At 71.8% G+C, this 14976-nt stretch carries 14 protein-coding genes and 1 other RNA gene; 11 read left to right on the forward strand and 4 right to left on the reverse strand.

Features of this window, described 5'->3' with window-relative positions; translation table 11 throughout:
• Window positions 1–78: 78 nt before the first annotated feature.
• The 3 genes from JJI54_RS05705 to ffs all read right to left on the reverse strand — a co-directional run bounded on the left by JJI54_RS05705 (window position 79) and on the right by ffs (window position 2472).
• On the reverse strand, window positions 79–405 hold the full coding sequence (locus JJI54_RS05705; protein ID WP_203071733.1) for a YbaB/EbfC family nucleoid-associated protein: 327 nt from the start codon (window positions 403–405) through the stop codon (window positions 79–81).
• An 8-nt stretch (window positions 406–413) separates the two neighbouring features.
• Window positions 414–2327, reverse strand: coding sequence for a DNA polymerase III subunit gamma/tau (locus tag JJI54_RS05710; RefSeq protein ID WP_203071734.1), 1914 nt, complete (start codon window positions 2325–2327; stop codon window positions 414–416).
• Window positions 2328–2373: 46 nt separating this feature from the next.
• An RNA gene (ffs, locus tag JJI54_RS05715) (signal recognition particle sRNA small type) lies at window positions 2374–2472 on the reverse strand.
• A gap of 119 nt (window positions 2473–2591) precedes the next feature.
• On the opposite strand from ffs, the gene nudC reads away from it, so the two are divergent.
• Genes nudC through JJI54_RS05730 form a run of 3 tightly spaced genes read left to right on the forward strand, consistent with a single transcriptional unit; the run spans window position 2592 to window position 5146 of the window.
• The gene (gene nudC / locus JJI54_RS05720; protein ID WP_203071735.1) at window positions 2592–3521 is read left to right on the forward strand and encodes an NAD(+) diphosphatase; all 930 of its coding nucleotides are present in this window, start codon (window positions 2592–2594) and stop codon (window positions 3519–3521) included.
• Entirely contained in the window at window positions 3518–3814 is a 297-nt protein-coding gene (locus JJI54_RS05725; protein WP_203071736.1) for a hypothetical protein, read from the forward strand. The genes nudC and JJI54_RS05725 overlap by 4 nt, the downstream gene beginning before the upstream one ends.
• Window positions 3815–3823: 9 nt before the next feature.
• Complete coding sequence (locus JJI54_RS05730; protein ID WP_203071737.1) at window positions 3824–5146, forward strand: hypothetical protein; 1323 nt, start codon at window positions 3824–3826, stop codon at window positions 5144–5146.
• Between the two features lie 59 nt (window positions 5147–5205).
• Here JJI54_RS05730 and JJI54_RS05735 read toward each other — a convergent pair whose 3' ends face one another.
• Window positions 5206–6069 (reverse strand): prephenate dehydratase, encoded by an 864-nt coding sequence (locus tag JJI54_RS05735; RefSeq protein WP_203071738.1) that lies wholly within the window; start codon window positions 6067–6069, stop codon window positions 5206–5208.
• Between the two features lie 222 nt (window positions 6070–6291).
• On the opposite strand from JJI54_RS05735, the gene JJI54_RS05740 reads away from it, so the two are divergent.
• The 8 genes from JJI54_RS05740 to JJI54_RS05775 all read left to right on the forward strand — a co-directional run bounded on the left by JJI54_RS05740 (window position 6292) and on the right by JJI54_RS05775 (window position 14959).
• A complete protein-coding gene (locus JJI54_RS05740) occupies window positions 6292–6828 on the forward strand; it encodes a c-type cytochrome (RefSeq protein ID WP_203071744.1) in 537 nt (178 codons plus the stop codon).
• Window positions 6825–7604, forward strand: a complete 780-nt coding sequence (gene hisN, locus JJI54_RS05745; protein WP_203072340.1) for a histidinol-phosphatase — start codon at window positions 6825–6827, stop codon at window positions 7602–7604. The genes JJI54_RS05740 and hisN overlap by 4 nt, the downstream gene beginning before the upstream one ends.
• A gap of 71 nt (window positions 7605–7675) precedes the next feature.
• A complete protein-coding gene (locus JJI54_RS05750) occupies window positions 7676–9535 on the forward strand; it encodes an extracellular solute-binding protein (RefSeq protein ID WP_203071746.1) in 1860 nt (619 codons plus the stop codon).
• A 15-nt stretch (window positions 9536–9550) separates the two neighbouring features.
• Window positions 9551–10672, forward strand: coding sequence for a microcin C ABC transporter permease YejB (locus tag JJI54_RS05755; protein WP_203071748.1), 1122 nt, complete (start codon window positions 9551–9553; stop codon window positions 10670–10672).
• Between the two features lie 220 nt (window positions 10673–10892).
• A complete protein-coding gene (locus JJI54_RS05760; protein WP_203071750.1) occupies window positions 10893–11927 on the forward strand; it encodes an ABC transporter permease in 1035 nt (344 codons plus the stop codon).
• 34 nt (window positions 11928–11961) lie between these two features.
• Complete coding sequence (locus JJI54_RS05765) at window positions 11962–13575, forward strand: ABC transporter ATP-binding protein (protein WP_318987449.1); 1614 nt, start codon at window positions 11962–11964, stop codon at window positions 13573–13575.
• On the forward strand, window positions 13572–14027 hold the full coding sequence (locus JJI54_RS05770; RefSeq protein ID WP_203071753.1) for a hypothetical protein: 456 nt from the start codon (window positions 13572–13574) through the stop codon (window positions 14025–14027). The genes JJI54_RS05765 and JJI54_RS05770 overlap by 4 nt, the downstream gene beginning before the upstream one ends.
• The gene (locus JJI54_RS05775; protein ID WP_203071755.1) at window positions 14027–14959 is read left to right on the forward strand and encodes a 2-hydroxyacid dehydrogenase; all 933 of its coding nucleotides are present in this window, start codon (window positions 14027–14029) and stop codon (window positions 14957–14959) included. Before JJI54_RS05770 ends, JJI54_RS05775 begins: the two co-directional genes overlap by 1 nt.
• Window positions 14960–14976 lie beyond the last annotated feature (17 nt).

The raw sequence follows: 14976 nt of genomic DNA on the forward strand, positions 1-14976 counted from the left end.
GGCCCTGCTACTCCCTCTCCCGCGGGGCGGGAGAGGGTCGGGGTAAGGGTGGGCCTGCGCCCACCCCGGTCAGTCAGCTCAGAACGGCAGCTTGAGGCCGCCAAGGCCGCCCGGGATGTTCATCCCCGCGGTCGCCTTCTGCATCTCCTCCGCCATCATCGCCTCCACCTTCTGCTTGGCGTCGGCATGGGCGGCGACGATCAGGTCCTCCAGCACCTCCCGGTCATCCATCAGGGAGGGATCGATGGTCAGCTTGCGGAGGTCGCCCTTGCCGGAGAGGCGGACCTTCACCATCCCGCCGCCGGAAGCCCCCTCCATCTCGGCGGCCTCCAGCTTCGCCTGCATCTCCTGCATGCGGGTCTGCATCTGCTGCGCCTGCTTCAGCATGTTGCCGAGGTTCTTCATGGCGTCGCTCAATCCTCCGGTGAGATGTCGTCATCAAGCCCCGCCGGCTCCGCATCCGGCGGCGCGAAGTCGCGCCCCGGATCGGAATCGGCCGAGGGGGGTGGCAGCCCGTAATTGTCGAGGCTGGCATCGCGCACCGCCTCGATCGTCGCACCCGGGAAGGCTTCCAGCACCGCCTGCACCAGCGGGTGGGTGCGGGCGAGTGCCCGGCGGTCCTGCTCCGCCGCGCGGCCCTGGTCGGCCAGCGTCGGCTCGCCCTCGGCATTGGACAGCGCGACGGTCCAGCGCGTGCCCGTCGTCTCCAGCAGCAGCGCGGTGATCTGCTGCGCCAGGTCGCGCGGGGCATCGGGCTTGGTGCGGATCTCCACCCTGCCGGGCGTCACCTTCACGGGATGGACGCTGTGCACCAGGTGGGCGTGCAGCATCGGCTTGCGCCCATGCGCCAGCGCCGCGATGTCGCGGTAGGTGGCGACGACCGGCGCGGCCACGGCCTCCACCGGCGCCGCCACGGCCTGCGCCACGGCCATCGCCGCGCCCCCTCCGGCAATCGCCCGCAGCCCGCCCCCGCCCGGCGGCGGCGCGGCGGGCCCGGCCGGGGCGCCCGCACCCTGTTCGGTCAGCCGCCGCACCAGGTCGCCCGGCGTCGGCAGCTCCGCCACATGGGCGATGCGGATCAGCACCATCTCGGCCGCCGCGCGGCGGTCCACGCCATCCTGCGCGACCTCCTGCATCCCCTTCAGCAGCATCTGCCAGCAGCGCGCCAGCACGGGGATGGAAAGCCGGTCCGCCAGCTGCGCGCCGCGCACGCGCTCGGCCTCCGGCAGCGCCGGGTCCTTGCGCAGCGCGGGCACGGATTTCATCCGGCTCAGCAGATGCGTCAGCTCCAGCAGGTCGGACAGCACCACGCCGGGATCGGTGCCGCGGGCATGCGCCTGTTCGGACAGCGCCAGCGCCGCGGCCGCATCGCCCGCCATCAGCGCCTCCATCAGGGAGACGGCGAGCCCGCGCTCCGCCAGGCCCAGCATGTCCACCACGGCCTCGGCCGTCACGCCGCCGCCGCCCGCCATGGCGATGGCCTGGTCGAGGATGGAGAGCCCGTCGCGCACCGATCCATCGGCGGCGCGCGCCACCATGGCCAGCGCCTCCGCCTCCGCTGGCACCGCCTCCAGCCCGCAGATGCGCTGGAAATGCGCCATCAGCTGGTCCTGCGGCACGCGGCGCAGATGGAAGGTCTGGCAGCGGCTGAGGATGGTGGTCGGCACCTTCCGCAATTCCGTCGTCGCCAGCATGAACTTCACGTCCGGCGGCGGTTCCTCCAGCGTCTTCAGCAGCGCGTTGAAGGCGGCCGTGGACATCATGTGGACCTCGTCCAGGATGATGACCTTGAAGCGGCCCTGGGCGGGGCGGAAGCGCAGCCTCTCGCGCAGCTCCCGCACATCGTCGATGCCGTTGTTGCTGGCGGCGTCCAGCTCCTGCACGTCGGGGTGCCGGTCGGCCAGGATGGCGCGGCATTCCGCGCAGACCCCGCAGGGATCGGGCGTCGGCCCGCCCTGGCCGTCGGGGCCGATGCAGTTCAGCGCACGGGCGATGATGCGCGCCGTCGTCGTCTTGCCCACGCCGCGGACGCCGGTGAGCATGAAGGCGTGGTGCACCCGCCCCTGCGCGAAAGCGTTGCGCAGCGTTTTCACCAGCGCTTCCTGCCCGATCAGGTCGGCGAAGTTCTGCGGGCGGTACTTGCGCGCGAGCACACGGTACGGCGTACCGGTGGCGGCAACGGGCGCTGGCGGCGGCGGTGGCGCGGCGGCGGCCGGCGGATCGGGCTCTCCGAACAGCCCGGGCCCTTCCTGCGGCGGGGGCGGCGGCAGCCCCTCATCCTCGGGCGCCTCGGGTGGTAGCGGATTGCCGAAGATGTCGCTGGCCATGCGGTTGTCCGGGGTTAGCGGGCGCCCGGAAAAGGGGCCAGGATCAGGTGGAAGGCCGGCGGGCGACCCGCGCGAGAACTCGTTACGGCTGCTTCCTTCCGGACCTGACCGGGTTGGCGAGGAGCACGTCCGTCGCCGACCTTCCGCCCCCAATATCGGGGTTCGGGGCCGCCGGGGCAATGCCCCCCGCGCCGCCAGGGCGACACCCCGGCCGGCGAAGTCCCTCCCTGGACCGCATGCGGGCCGCGTGGCAGGGTCGGCGCGATGCTCTCCGTCCCCGCCAGCCGTCCCAATGCCTATACGGGCAGCCCCCTCGATCGCGCCGGCCACCGGCGCGACGATGCGGACTGGATCGCCCAGGCCCTCGCCGATCCCGAGACCCTCTTCGCCCCCGTCTGGCGCAGCCGCAGCCTGATGAAGGGCGTGGAGGAGGGGAAGCCCGAAGCCGTGCTGCTGACCGGCGCCGCGGCCGGCTCCGTCCGTATGGCGGGCGGGCCCTGGGCCTTCCTCGGCCTGTGGGAAGCGCGCCCCGTCTTCACCGTGGATTGCTCGGCGGCGGAGGACCCGCTGCCCCTGCTGCCGGACGGCATGGGCGCCTTCACCGATCTCCGCCAGGTCGCCGGCCTGCTGCCGGCCGGGGAGGCCTCGGTGCTGGCCCATGCGCGCGGGCTGATGCATTGGCGCACGCGGCACCGCTTCTGCGGCGTCTGCGGGGGCGAATGCGCGCCGCGCAGCGCCGGCAACGTCATGGTCTGCACCGCCTGCAACGCCCAGCACTTCCCGCGCACCGACCCGGCCGTGATCATGCTGGTGGTGCGCGGCGACAAGGCGCTGCTCGGCCATTCCCACCGCTTCCCGAATTCGAGGATGTATTCGACCCTCGCCGGCTTCGTGGAGCCGGGCGAGAGCCTGGAGGAAGCGGTGCGGCGCGAGGTGCGGGAGGAGACGGGCGTCGAGGTCGGCGACGTGCTCTACCATTCCTCCCAGCCCTGGCCCTTCCCGGCTTCCATCATGCTGGGCTTCCACGCCGAGGGTCTGTCGGATTCGATCACCATCGACCCCGAGGAGCTGCAGGACGCCCGCTGGTTCACGCGCGACGAGATGCGCAACGCGGCCGCGCACGGATTTTCCCTGCCCCGGATCGATTCCATCGCGCGGCGCCTGATCGAGGATTGGCTGGAGCACGGCGCATGAAGCCCCTTTTCGCCGCCCTTCCCCTGCTGCTGGCCGGGCTGCTCGGCGCCTGCGCCGGCGCCGCGCCGCGGGAGCCGGAGACGCCCGTCATGGCCGAATGCCGGGCGGAGGCCGAGCGCACCCCCGGCGCGCAGGCCATCTACAGCCGGATCAACACCCAGAACCCGAACAACGTGGACCGCCTGGAGCGGGAGCGCGAGGTGCAGGTGAACCGCGCCTATGCCGATTGCCTGGCGCGGCGCGGCGTGCGGCGCGGCGGCGGCGTGGAGCCGGTTCGCCGCTCCGGCCTCTGAGGCCGTCGGATGTCGGGCGCCGCTCCTCCCTCGCCCCCGCGCGGCCTGGCCGGCTTCCTGGATGCGCTGCGGGATGGGCGCGTCGTCGTCGGCTGGGCGGCCGACCCGCAGGACCCCGCGGCCCGCCCGATCATCCGGCTGATGCGCGGCGTGGAGGTATTGGCCGAGGGCCCCACCGACATCCCGCGCGATGACGGCAAGCCCGGCTTCCGCCTGCGATCGCCGGAGCCGCTGACGCCGCGCGATTTCCTGGAAGGGCGGGTGCGCGTCCGCGCCGTGCTGCCCGGCCGCCCCGTGGCGACGACCCTGGCCATGACGCGCCGGATGCGCGATGCGCTGGAAGCCGAGGCCGAGGGCCTCGCCCCGCCGCCACCTGCGCCACCGCCGCCTGCCCCGCCGCCGCCTGCCCCGCCGCCGCCTGCGCCGCCGCCGCCTGCACCGCCGCCGCCTGCGCCGCCGCCGCCTGCACCGCCGCCGCCTGCGCCGCCACCGCCCGCCCCGCCGCCGCCTGCATCGCCACCGCCCGCGCCCCCACCGCAAGCTGCCCCGCCCCCGCCGCCGTCACCCCTCGTCGCCGACCTGGCCGCGCTGCCGCCGCCGCTCGGCGCGCTGCTGCGGGTGGCGCGCGGCCTCGCCGCCGGCCCGGTCCCCACCCTCCACCTCGTGCTGCCGCGCCGCGCGGCCGTGCTGGCCGGGATCTCCGACCCCGCGCCGACGCCGCTCGAACGCGCCGCCGCCGGCGAACCCGCCCTCGCCGCGGGCTGGGTGCCGCTGCGCCAGGCCTTCGCCCGCCTGCCCAATCCCGGCGCGCTGTGGCGGCAGGATGGCCAGCGGCTCGCCATCGAAGGCGGGCTGGCGCTGGTGGAGACGCTGCTCGCCGTGCTCCGGGTGCTGCGGCCGGATGCGGCGGAGGCGATCGCCCGCGCCGCCGCCATCCTCGCCCGCGCCGACCTCGCCGCCCTGCCGCGGCGGGAGATCGCGGAGGAGGGCGGCCCCGCCACCGGCCCGGCCTTCCTCGGCGTCGCGATGCGGGAGACGGAGCCGGCGCTGACCGCCGACCTCTTCGCCGGCCTGCCGCCGCCGCGCCCCATGGCGCAGCCCCTGCCGGGGCTGGAGGCCTGGGCCAGCCCGGGCGCGCCGCTGCCCTGGCGCCTGGTGGTGATGACGGAACCCGGCCTCGGCGGCAGCGCCGGCCCCGCCGCCGCGGGCTGGTGGCTGCGCCAGCTCTGCGCCGAATGCGTGGTGAGCGAGGCGCTGGCCACGGTGGACCCCGCCGCCATCCTCGCCACCCGCCCGGACCTGGTGCTGACCCTGGCGCGGGAGCCGGCCTGATCATCCCGGCGGAGCCGGGCTGAACACCCCGGCGGAGCCGGGACGGGCCAACGCGCCCCTCAGTTCCCCTCGCGCTGCGCCAGCCGGTAGGGATGCGCGCGATAGGTGCCGAGCACCCGCAGATCGGCGGAGAAGAAGGTCAGCTCCTCCAGCGCCCGCGCCAGGGCGGGATCGTCCGGCCGGCCATCGACATCGGCCAGGAACTGCGTCGCCGTGAAGGCGCCGCCGACCATGTAGCTCTCGAGCTTGGTCATGTTCACGCCGTTCGTCGCGAAGCCGCCCAGCGCCTTGTAGAGCGCGGCCGGGATGTTCTTCACGCGGAACACGAAGCTCGTCACCCAGTCGCCGGGGCCATAGGGCGGTTCGAGCGGCGTGGTGCGGCAGACATAGAAGCGCGTGGTGTTGTGCGCCGCATCCTCCACGTTCCGCCGCAGGATCTCGAGGCCGTAGATCTCCGCCGCCAGCTCGCTGGCGATGGCCGCGTCCCCGGTGCCGCCGCGTTCCGCGATCAGCTGGGCGGCGCCGGCGGTATCGGCCTCGATCACCGGCTGCAGCGACAGCTCCTTGATCAGCTTCAGCACCTGGCCGAGCGCCACGGGGTGGCTGTGGGCGCGCTTCAGCGTCGCGATGGAGGCGCCCTTCGGCGCCAGCAGGCAATGCTCCACCCGCTCGAAATGCTCGCCCACCACATGCAGGCCGCTGTCGGGCAGCAGGCGATGGATGTCGGGCACCCGGCCCGCCAGCGAATTCTCGCAGGGCAGCATGGCCAGCCCCGCGCGGCCGTCCCGCACCGCATCCATGGCCGCTTCGAAGGACGGGCAGGGCAGGGTGGTCCAGCCCGGATAGGCCTTGCGGCAGGCCAGGTCCGAATAGGCGCCGGGCAGGCCCTGGAAGGCGATCACACCGGGGGAATTCTGGGGCATGAGAGGGCGTTGTCCTGCCTTGCAGCGGCCAGCCGGGTTGTCGTTGCCGGCGGCGGCCTATATGTTCCCGCGGGTTTTACGGCAGGGCGGGCAGGGCGCAAGCCCAGCCACTTGCAAGGTTTTAACGGTTCTCGGGCATCGCTTCGCCCAAGCCGGGTCGCAGCGCCGCTCCGCCGCCGCGTCTTCGGGCGGGCGGAGCGCTTCGGAAGGGTCCATTCCAGGATGAGTCTGGAAGTCAACAAGGTTGCCGCCGCCGTGCTGACGGCCGGCATCGCCTTCATGGTCACCGGCCTGATCGGCGACCTGATCGTCCATCCGCGCAAGCTGGAGACCAGCGCGCTGGCCACCCCGGCCGCCGCCCAGCCGGCCGCCGCCGCCGCCCCCGCCGCGCCGGCGCTGGAGCCGATCAGCCCGCTGCTGGCCGCCGCCAATGCCGATAATGGCCGCGCGCTCGCCGGCCGCCTCTGCGCCTCCTGCCACAATTTCGCGCAGGGCGGCCCGAACGGCGTGGGTCCGAACCTCTATGGCATCGTCGGCAAGGGCCACGCCCAGGCCGCCGGCTTCAACTACTCCGCCGCCAACCGGGCGCTCGCCGACAAGCCCTGGGATTATGAGGCGCTGAACGCCTTCCTCGCCCGCCCCGCCACCGCCATGCCGGGCACCCGCATGGCCTTCGCCGGCATCAGCAACACGGGCCAGCGCGCGGACGTCATCGCCTATCTCCGCACCCTCTCGCCGAACCCGGTCCCGCTGCCCTGATCCCGGCAGCCTTCCGGGAAACCGCCGAAGCGGCGGCGGATGCGGCCGGTGCCGTCATCCGCCCGCTCTTCCGGTCCCAGCTCCTCGTCGAAGCCAAGGGCGATGCCAGCCCGGTGACGGAAGCCGACAAGGCCGCCGAACGCACCATCCGGGCCCTGATCGCCGAACGCCACCCCGACCACGGCGTGATCGGGGAGGAATACGGGGAGACCAACCCGGGCGCCGACTGGGTCTGGGTGCTGGACCCCATCGATGGCACCCGCGCCTTCGTCACGGGCCGCCCCCTCTTCGGCACGCTGATCGGCCTGCTCCACAAGGGCGTCCCCGTGCTGGGCGTGATCGACCAGCCCGCGACGCGCGAACGCTGGATCGGCCTCAGCGGCCAGGCCACGGAATTCCGCTCCGATTTCGGCGGCACGCCCCGCTGCCGGCCCTGCGGCCGCCTGGCGGAGGCCGAGCTGTCCTGCACCTCCCCCGACATGTTCGATGCCGACACCGCGCCGCGCTTCGCCGCCGCCAAGGCCGCCGCGCGCCGCACCACCTGGGGCGGCGACTGCTACGCCTATGGGCTGCTGGCGCTCGGCCTGGTGGATGCCGTGGTGGACGCCACCATGAAGCCCTGGGACTGGGCCGCGCTGGTCCCGGTGATCGAAGGCGCGGGCGGCCGTTGCACCGACTGGGCCGGCCGGCCGCTTCGCCTCGACAGCGATGGCACCGTGCTGGCGGTGGGTGACGCCGCCCTGCTGCCGGAAATCTCCCGCCTCCTGGCCGGCTGAGGCCGCGCTTGTCGCGCGTTCCGCCAGCGGCGGACGTTGCGGCAGAGGGGGCGAACCCCCAAACTGTGGGCATGCGCCGCCGCGACCTGCTCTCCCTCTCCGCCGCCCTCGGGGTCTCCATCCCGGGGCTTTCGCATGCCGCCACCCCCGCCGGCGGCAGCGCCGCCCCGGGCCAGGCGGTGCGCACCCATGCCCTCTCCCTGCTGGGGGAGCCCTCCCTGCCCGCGGATTTCCCCCATTTCCCCTGGGTGAACCCCGCCGCGCCGAAGGGCGGCGAGATCGCGCTGACCGCGCTCGGCTCCTTCGACAGCTTCAACGGCTTCGTCATCCGCGGCACGGCGGCCGTGGGCCTCAACCTGCTCTACGACACGCTGCTGAAGGAAAGCGCGGACGAGGCCAGCACCGAATACCCCTACCTCGCGCAGTGGGTGGAACTGCCGGCGGACCGGAAGGGCGTGACCTTCGAACTGAACCCGGCCGCGCGCTGGCATGATGGCCGCCCCGTCACCGCCGCCGACGTGGTCTGGACCTTCAACACGCTGCGCCAGCACGGCCGCCCGGGCTTCCGCGCCTACTACGCCGATGTGACGGAGGTGGTGGCTGAATCGGAGCGCCGCGTCACCTTCCGCTTCAAGGACGACCAGAACCGCGAACTGGCGCTGATCCTGGGCCAGATGGTGGTGCTGCCCCAGCATTGGTGGCAGGGGCGCGACTTCGCCCGCCCGATCCTGGAACCCCCGCTGGGCTCCGGCCCCTACCGGATCGAGCGCTTCGAGGCCGGGCGCAGCATCGTCTATCGCCGCGTCGCCGATTGGTGGGCGCGGGACATCCCCTCCATGCGCGGCCAGCACAATTTCGACGTCCGCCGCTTCGAATACTTCCGCGACAACACCGTCTCCCTGGAAGCGTTCAAGGCCGGGCAGATCGACTTCCGCACGGAGAACGTGGCCCGCGACTGGGCCACGGCCTATGACTTCCCCGCCCGCCGCCGCGGCCTGGTGAAGCTGGAGGAGATCCGCCACGAATTGCCGACCGGCATGCAGGCCTGGGCGGTGAACCTCCGCCGCCCCCTGTTCCAGGATGCGCGCGTCCGCCGTGCGCTCGTGGAAGTCTTCGACTTCGAATGGCTCAACGCCAATGTCTTCTTCGGCGCCTATGCGCGCACCAGCTCCTTCTTCTCCAACTCCGAACTCGCCTCCTCCGCCCTGCCGCAGGGGCGGGAGCTGGAGATCCTGGAACGCTTTCGCGGCCGCGTCCCGGCGGAGGTCTTCACCAGCGAATACCGCCTGCCCGTCACCGATGGCTCCGGCAACAACCGCGAAGGCCTGCGCCGCGCGCTCGCCCTGCTGCAGGCCGCCGGCTGGCAGGTGCGCGACCGCCGCCTGGTGAATGCGCAAGGCCAGCGCTTCGAGTTCGAGATCCTGCTGCAGGGCGCCACCTTCGAACGCGTGGCGCTGCCCTACGTCCAGTGGCTGGAACGGCTCGGCATGGCGGTGCGCGTGCGCACCGTCGATCCCGCGCAGTACCAGAAGCGCATGGACGAATTCGACTACGACATGACCATCGACAGCATGGGCCAGTCGCTGTCACCCGGCAACGAACAGCGGGACTACTTCACCTGCGAGAAGGCGCGGGAGCCCGGCAGCCAGAATGTCGGCGGCATCTGCGAACCCGCGATCGACGAACTCGTCGAACTCGTCGTGACCGCGCCGGACCGGGAGGAGCTGGTGGCCCGCACGCGGGCGCTGGACCGCGTGCTGCTGGCCCATAACTACGTCATCCCCCACTGGCACAGCCGCACCTTCCGCATCGCCTACTGGGACAAGCTGGTGCGGCCGGAACGCAACCCCCGCTACAACCTCTCCCTCGACTGGTGGTGGGTGGATGCGGAGCGCGAACGCGCCCTGCCCGACGCACGCCGCGCGCTTTAGCGCCCCACACCGCCCATGGCCGCCTACATCTTCCGCCGGCTGCTGCTGGTGATCCCGACCCTGTTCGGGATCATCGTCATCAACTTCGCCGTGGTGCAATTCGCCCCCGGCGGCCCCGTGGAGCAGATGCTCGCGGAACTGCGCGGAGAGGGCCAGGTGCTCGGCCGCCTGACAGGCGAAGGGGGCGGGGAGACGCGCCAGCCCGGCAGCGCCGGACCCTCCATGGGATCGGGGGAGAGTGCCGGCGGCCCCGTCGGCAACTACCGCGGCGCCCGGGGGCTCGACCCCGCCATCGTCCGCGACATCGAGAAGATGTTCGGCTTCGACAAGCCCGCCCATGTCCGCTTCCAGGAGATGATGCTGGGCTACCTGACCTTCGATTTCGGCCGCAGCCTGTTCCGGGACCGCCCGGTGGTGGACCTCATCATCGAGAAGATGCCCGTCTCCATCAGCCTCGGCCTCTGGTCCACCCTCATCATCTACCTCGTCTCCATCCCGCTCGGCATCCGCAAGGCGGTGCGGGACGGGTCGCGCTTCGACCTCTGGACCTCCGGCGTCGTGCTCGTGGGCTACGCCATCCCGGGCTTCCTCTTCGCCATCATGCTCGTCGTCTTCTTCGCCGGCGGGTCCTTCCTGCAACTCTTCCCGCTGCGCGGCCTGGCCACCTCCGGCTCCGAGACCTGGCCCTTCTGGCAACGCGCCGCGGACTACGCCTGGCACATGGCGCTGCCGACGCTCGCCCTCGTCATCGGCGGCTTCGCGGGACTCGTGATGCTGACGAAAAACAGCTTCCTCGACGAGATCGGCAAGCAATACGTCGTCACGGCGCGGGCCAAGGGCAATACGGAAAACCGCGTCCTCTACGGCCACGTCTTCCGCAACGCGATGCTGCTGATCATCGCGGGCTTCCCGGCGGCCTTCATCGGCATCCTCTTCACCGGCGCCCTGCTGGTGGAAATCGTCTTCTCGCTGGACGGACTCGGCCTGCTCGGCTTCGAAGCCGCCATCCGGCGCGACTACCCGATCATGTTCGCCACCCTCTACATCTTCACCCTGCTCGGACTGCTCATGCAGATCGTCGGCGACGTGATGTACACCATCATCGACCCCCGCATCGATTTCGAGGCCCGGCGGTGATGGCGGGGGTGTGCGCTGGCGGCTTCTTCCAGGGGGCTTTGCCCCCTGGACCCCCACCAGGAGGCAGGGGCCTCCTGGACCACCGGCAATACATGCCCGAAGGGAGGGGGGCACTTCGGCCCCCCTCCCTTCGGGCATCTAGAGTCCTGGCGGGGCCCGGGGGGCGCCACGCCCCCCGGCGGGGGCCCGGGGGCAGCGCCCCCGGAAGGGCCACCCGCGCATGACCCCCATCACACGCAGGCGCCTCGCCAACTTTCGCGCCAATCGGCGGGGATTCTGGTCGCTATGGGTGTTCCTGTTGTTGTTCGTCGTGACCTTGTTTGCCGAGGGCATTGCGAATGACCGCCCCTTGGTCGCGCGCGTCGATGGGAAGTGGTTGTTCCCGGTCGTGGTCGGTTATGCGGAGGAGGAGGTCCTGCCGGATGGCTTGCCGGTGACGATGGACTGGCATGATCCGGAGTTGCGGAAGGAATTCGCGGATCGCGGCGGCTGGGCGGTGTGGCCGCTGATCCCCTATCGGCATGACACGGTGGTGCGGGATCTCGGCCGGCCCTCGCCGGCGCCGCCTTCGGCACGGAATTGGCTGGGCACGGACGACCAGGGCCGGGATGTGCTGGCGCGGGTGATCTACGGGTTCCGGATATCCGTGCTGTTCGGCTTCACCCTGACGCTGGTGAGTTCGGTGATCGGCATCGCGGCGGGGGCGGTGCAGGGGTATTACGGCGGCTGGGTCGATCTCGGCTTCCAGCGATTCATCGAGGTCTGGTCGGGGATGCCGCAGCTCTACCTGCTGATCATCCTGGCCAGCGTGATCGAACCGAGTTTCTGGACCCTGCTGGTCTTTCTCCTGCTGTTCAGCTGGATGGGGCTGACGGGCGTGGTCAGGGCGGAGTTCCTGCGCGGCCGGAACCTGGATTATGTGCGGGCGGCGCGGGCGATGGGTGTCTCCGACACCGCGCTGATGGTCCGCCACATCCTGCCGAATGCGATGGTGGCCACGCTGACTTTTCTTCCGTTCATCCTGTCGGGGTCGGTCACCGTTCTCGCAAGCCTCGATTTCCTCGGCTTCGGCCTGCCGCCGGGCAGTGCCTCGCTGGGGGAGCTGGTGTCGCAGGGCAAGAACAACCTGCAGGCCCCCTGGCTCGGCATCACCGCCTTCTGCGTGCTGGGCGGCGTGCTGACCCTGCTGATCTTCGTCGGCGAGGCGGTGCGCGATGCCTTCGATCCGCGGAAGCTACCCGGAGGCGGCCGATGAGGCCGCCGACCGCTTCAAGGGGAGTCGGTGGGCGGTGAGCGACGCCATCCTGAAGGTCGAGGATCTCTCGGTCGCCTTCCGCGGCAAGACGGTGGTGGAGGGCGTGTCCTTCCAGGTCCATCGCGGCCGGACGCTGGCGCTGGTGGGGGAATCGGGCAGCGGCAAGTCCGTCACGGCCCTGTCCTGCCTGCGGCTGCTGGGCCCTGGCGGCACCAATCCCGGCGGCCGCATCACGCTGGATGGCACCGATGTGCTGGCGGCGGAGGGCGAGGCGCTGCGGCGGCTGCGCGGCGGCGTGGCGGGGATGGTGTTCCAGGAGCCCATGACCTCGCTCAACCCGCTGCACACGGTCGGCCGCCAGGTGGCGGAGGCGGTGACGCTGCACCGGCCGCTTTCCGGCGCGGCGCTCGACCAGCGGGTGATCGAGCTGCTGAGCCGTGCCGGCTTCCCCAAGGCGGCGGATCGGCTCGGCGCCTATCCCCACCAGCTCTCGGGCGGGCAGCGCCAGCGCGTGATGATCGCGGCGGCGCTCGCCAATGATCCCGCGCTGCTGATCGCGGATGAGCCGACGACGGCGCTGGATGTGACGATCCAGGCGCAGATCCTGGAGCTGCTGCGGGACCTCAAGCAGCGCCTGTCCATGGCGCTGCTGCTGATCACGCATGACCTGCAGATCGTCCGCCGCCATGCCGATGAGGTGGTGGTGATGCGCCACGGCAAGGCCGTGGAGGCTGGGCCCGTCGCCCAGGTCTTCGACGACCCGCAGCATGACTACACGAAGATGCTGCTGGCGACGGAGCCGCGCGGCCGCCCCGCACCGGTGCAGTCGGCTGCACCCGAAATCCTCCGCGGCGAGGACATCAAGGTCCATTTCCCGATCCGCCGCGGCGTGCTCCGCCGGGTGGTCGCCACGGTGAAGGCGGTGGATGGCGTCTCCGTCTCGATCCGGGAGGGTGAGACGCTGGGCCTGGTCGGCGAATCCGGCAGCGGGAAGACGACGCTCGGCCTGGCCATGCTGCGGCTCGAATCCTCCGAAGGCCCGATACGCTTCGAGGGCAAGGACATCCAGGGCCTCGACGGCGGCGCGCTGCGGCCGCTGCGCCGGCGCATGCAGATCGTCTTCCAGGACCCCTATGGCAGCCTGTCGCCGCGCATGACGGTCGGCGAGATCGTGGGCGAGGGGCTCCGCGTGCATGAGGCGCTTTCCGCCGCGGAGCAGGAGGCGCGGGTCGCGGAGGCGCTCAGGGAGGTCAACCTCGACCCCTCCATGATCGACCGCTACCCGCATGAGTTCAGCGGCGGCCAGCGCCAGCGCATCGCCATCGCCCGCGCCCTGGTGCTCAAGCCGCGGCTCGTGGTGCTGGATGAGCCGACGAGCGCGCTCGACGTCTCCGTCCAGGCGCAGGTGGTGGAGCTGCTGCGGGACCTGCAGGCGCGGCACCGGCTCGCCTATCTCTTCATCTCCCATGACCTCCGCGTGGTCCGCGCGCTGGCGCACCGCATCGTGGTGCTGAAGGATGGCCGGGTGGTGGAGGAAGGGGAGGCGGAGGCGGTTGTCGCCGCGCCGCGGGAAGCCTACACGCGCGCCCTGATGGCGGCGGCCTTCGACCTTTCCGCCGCCGGGGGAGAGGGCCACGTCCGGACATGAGTGAGACCGAGGAGCAGGAGCCGGATCCCCGGCCGCCGCTCGACCTGCTGCGCGCGCTGCTGGACAGCCAGGTGCTGAAGCTCGGCGTCCATATCCGCAAGATGAACTCGCCGGGCAGCCCCGTATACCAATACGCCGAGAACATCTGGCCGGCGGCGAGCATCCTCACGGCCTCCTTCGTCGGGACGGCGCTGGTGCATTGGTATCTCGGCGCCGCGATCCTGGCGGTGGGGTGCTGGTGGTGGATCACCAAGGTGCAGCCGCGCATCCGCGACGGCGTCTTCGAACGCACCAGCGCGCTTGCCATCAGCTCGGAAGCCTATTTCGACGCGCTCTGGGCCAAGGGGGTCCTGAGCCTCTATGCCGAGCTGCCGGACGGGCGGAAATTCGCCGCCACGCGGCGCGATGACTGGCGCGGCTTCGTGCGCCTGCTGACCAGGGAAACCGCCTGATGGCCGTGCTGCTTTCCACCAAGGCCGCGACGATGGATTGGTGGCGCCGCGCGCTGCTGGCCGTCGATCCCACGCTCGACATCCGCCTCTTCCCCGATGCCGGGGACCCCGCGGCGATCGAGGCCGCGGTGGTCTGGACGGCGCATGACATGGCGGAGCTGCGCCGCTACCCGAACCTCAGGCTCATCGTCTCCATGGGCGCGGGCGTCGACCATCTGCTGCGCCCGCCGGGGCCGCCGCCGGGCATCCCCGTGGCGCGGCTCGTGGACCGGATGCTGACCACGCAGATGGGCGAATGGGTGCTGCTGAACGTGCTGCGCTTTCACCGGCAGGACCTGGAGTACCGGGCGCTGCAGGCCGCCAGGCGGTGGGAGGAGCTGCCCGCCCCTGTCACGGCGGAAACGCGCATCGGCATCCTCGGCCTCGGCGAACTCGGCACCCATGCGGCGGGGCTGCTGACGCGGCTCGGCTTTCCCGTCATGGGCTGGACGCGCCGGCCCAAGGCGGTGGAGGGCGTGCGGAACTTCCATGGCGCCGATGGCCTGGCCGAGATGGCGCGGCAGTCCAACATCCTGGTCTGCCTGCTGCCGCTGACGCCGGAGACGCGCGGCATCGTCGATGCGCGGCTGCTCGGCCTGCTGCCCCGCGGTGCCTTCGTGATCAACGGCGCGCGTGGCGGGCATGTGGTGGATGCGGATCTGCTGGCGGCGCTGGAAAGCGGGCAGGTCGCGGCCGCGGCGCTCGATGTCTTCCAGCCGGAACCGCTGCCGGCGGAGCATGCCTATTGGTCGCACTCGAAGGTGGTGATGACGCCGCACGCGGCCAGCATCACCATCCCCGAAAGCGCGGCGCCCCAGGTGGTGGAGAATCTGCGCCGTGCCCGGGCCGGGGAGCCCCTGATGAATCTGGTGGATTTCAGCGCCGGCTATTGAGGCCGGCAGGCCCGGGA

This window comes from Falsiroseomonas ponticola, assembly GCF_016805305.1.
In the GTDB taxonomy this organism is placed as follows: Bacteria; Pseudomonadota; Alphaproteobacteria; order Acetobacterales; family Acetobacteraceae; genus Falsiroseomonas; species Falsiroseomonas ponticola.

Bases quoted from the DNA above. Each gene is read 5' to 3' on its own strand.
- JJI54_RS05705 (WP_203071733.1), bottom strand. From the start codon at position 405: ATGAAGAACCTCGGCAACATGCTGAAGCAGGCGCAGCAGATGCAGACC.
- JJI54_RS05750 (WP_203071746.1), top strand. From the start codon at position 7,676: ATGCGCCGCCGCGACCTGCTCTCCCTCTCCGCCGCCCTCGGGGTCTCC.
- nudC (WP_203071735.1), top strand. From the start codon at position 2,592: ATGCTCTCCGTCCCCGCCAGCCGTCCCAATGCCTATACGGGCAGCCCC.
- JJI54_RS05770 (WP_203071753.1), top strand. From the start codon at position 13,572: ATGAGTGAGACCGAGGAGCAGGAGCCGGATCCCCGGCCGCCGCTCGAC.
- JJI54_RS05760 (WP_203071750.1), top strand. From the start codon at position 10,893: ATGACCCCCATCACACGCAGGCGCCTCGCCAACTTTCGCGCCAATCGG.
- JJI54_RS05730 (WP_203071737.1), top strand. From the start codon at position 3,824: ATGTCGGGCGCCGCTCCTCCCTCGCCCCCGCGCGGCCTGGCCGGCTTC.
- JJI54_RS05775 (WP_203071755.1), top strand. From the start codon at position 14,027: ATGGCCGTGCTGCTTTCCACCAAGGCCGCGACGATGGATTGGTGGCGC.
- JJI54_RS05755 (WP_203071748.1), top strand. From the start codon at position 9,551: ATGGCCGCCTACATCTTCCGCCGGCTGCTGCTGGTGATCCCGACCCTG.
- JJI54_RS05735 (WP_203071738.1), bottom strand. From the start codon at position 6,069: ATGCCCCAGAATTCCCCCGGTGTGATCGCCTTCCAGGGCCTGCCCGGC.
- JJI54_RS05710 (WP_203071734.1), bottom strand. From the start codon at position 2,327: ATGGCCAGCGACATCTTCGGCAATCCGCTACCACCCGAGGCGCCCGAG.
- JJI54_RS05740 (WP_203071744.1), top strand. From the start codon at position 6,292: ATGAGTCTGGAAGTCAACAAGGTTGCCGCCGCCGTGCTGACGGCCGGC.
- JJI54_RS05725 (WP_203071736.1), top strand. From the start codon at position 3,518: ATGAAGCCCCTTTTCGCCGCCCTTCCCCTGCTGCTGGCCGGGCTGCTC.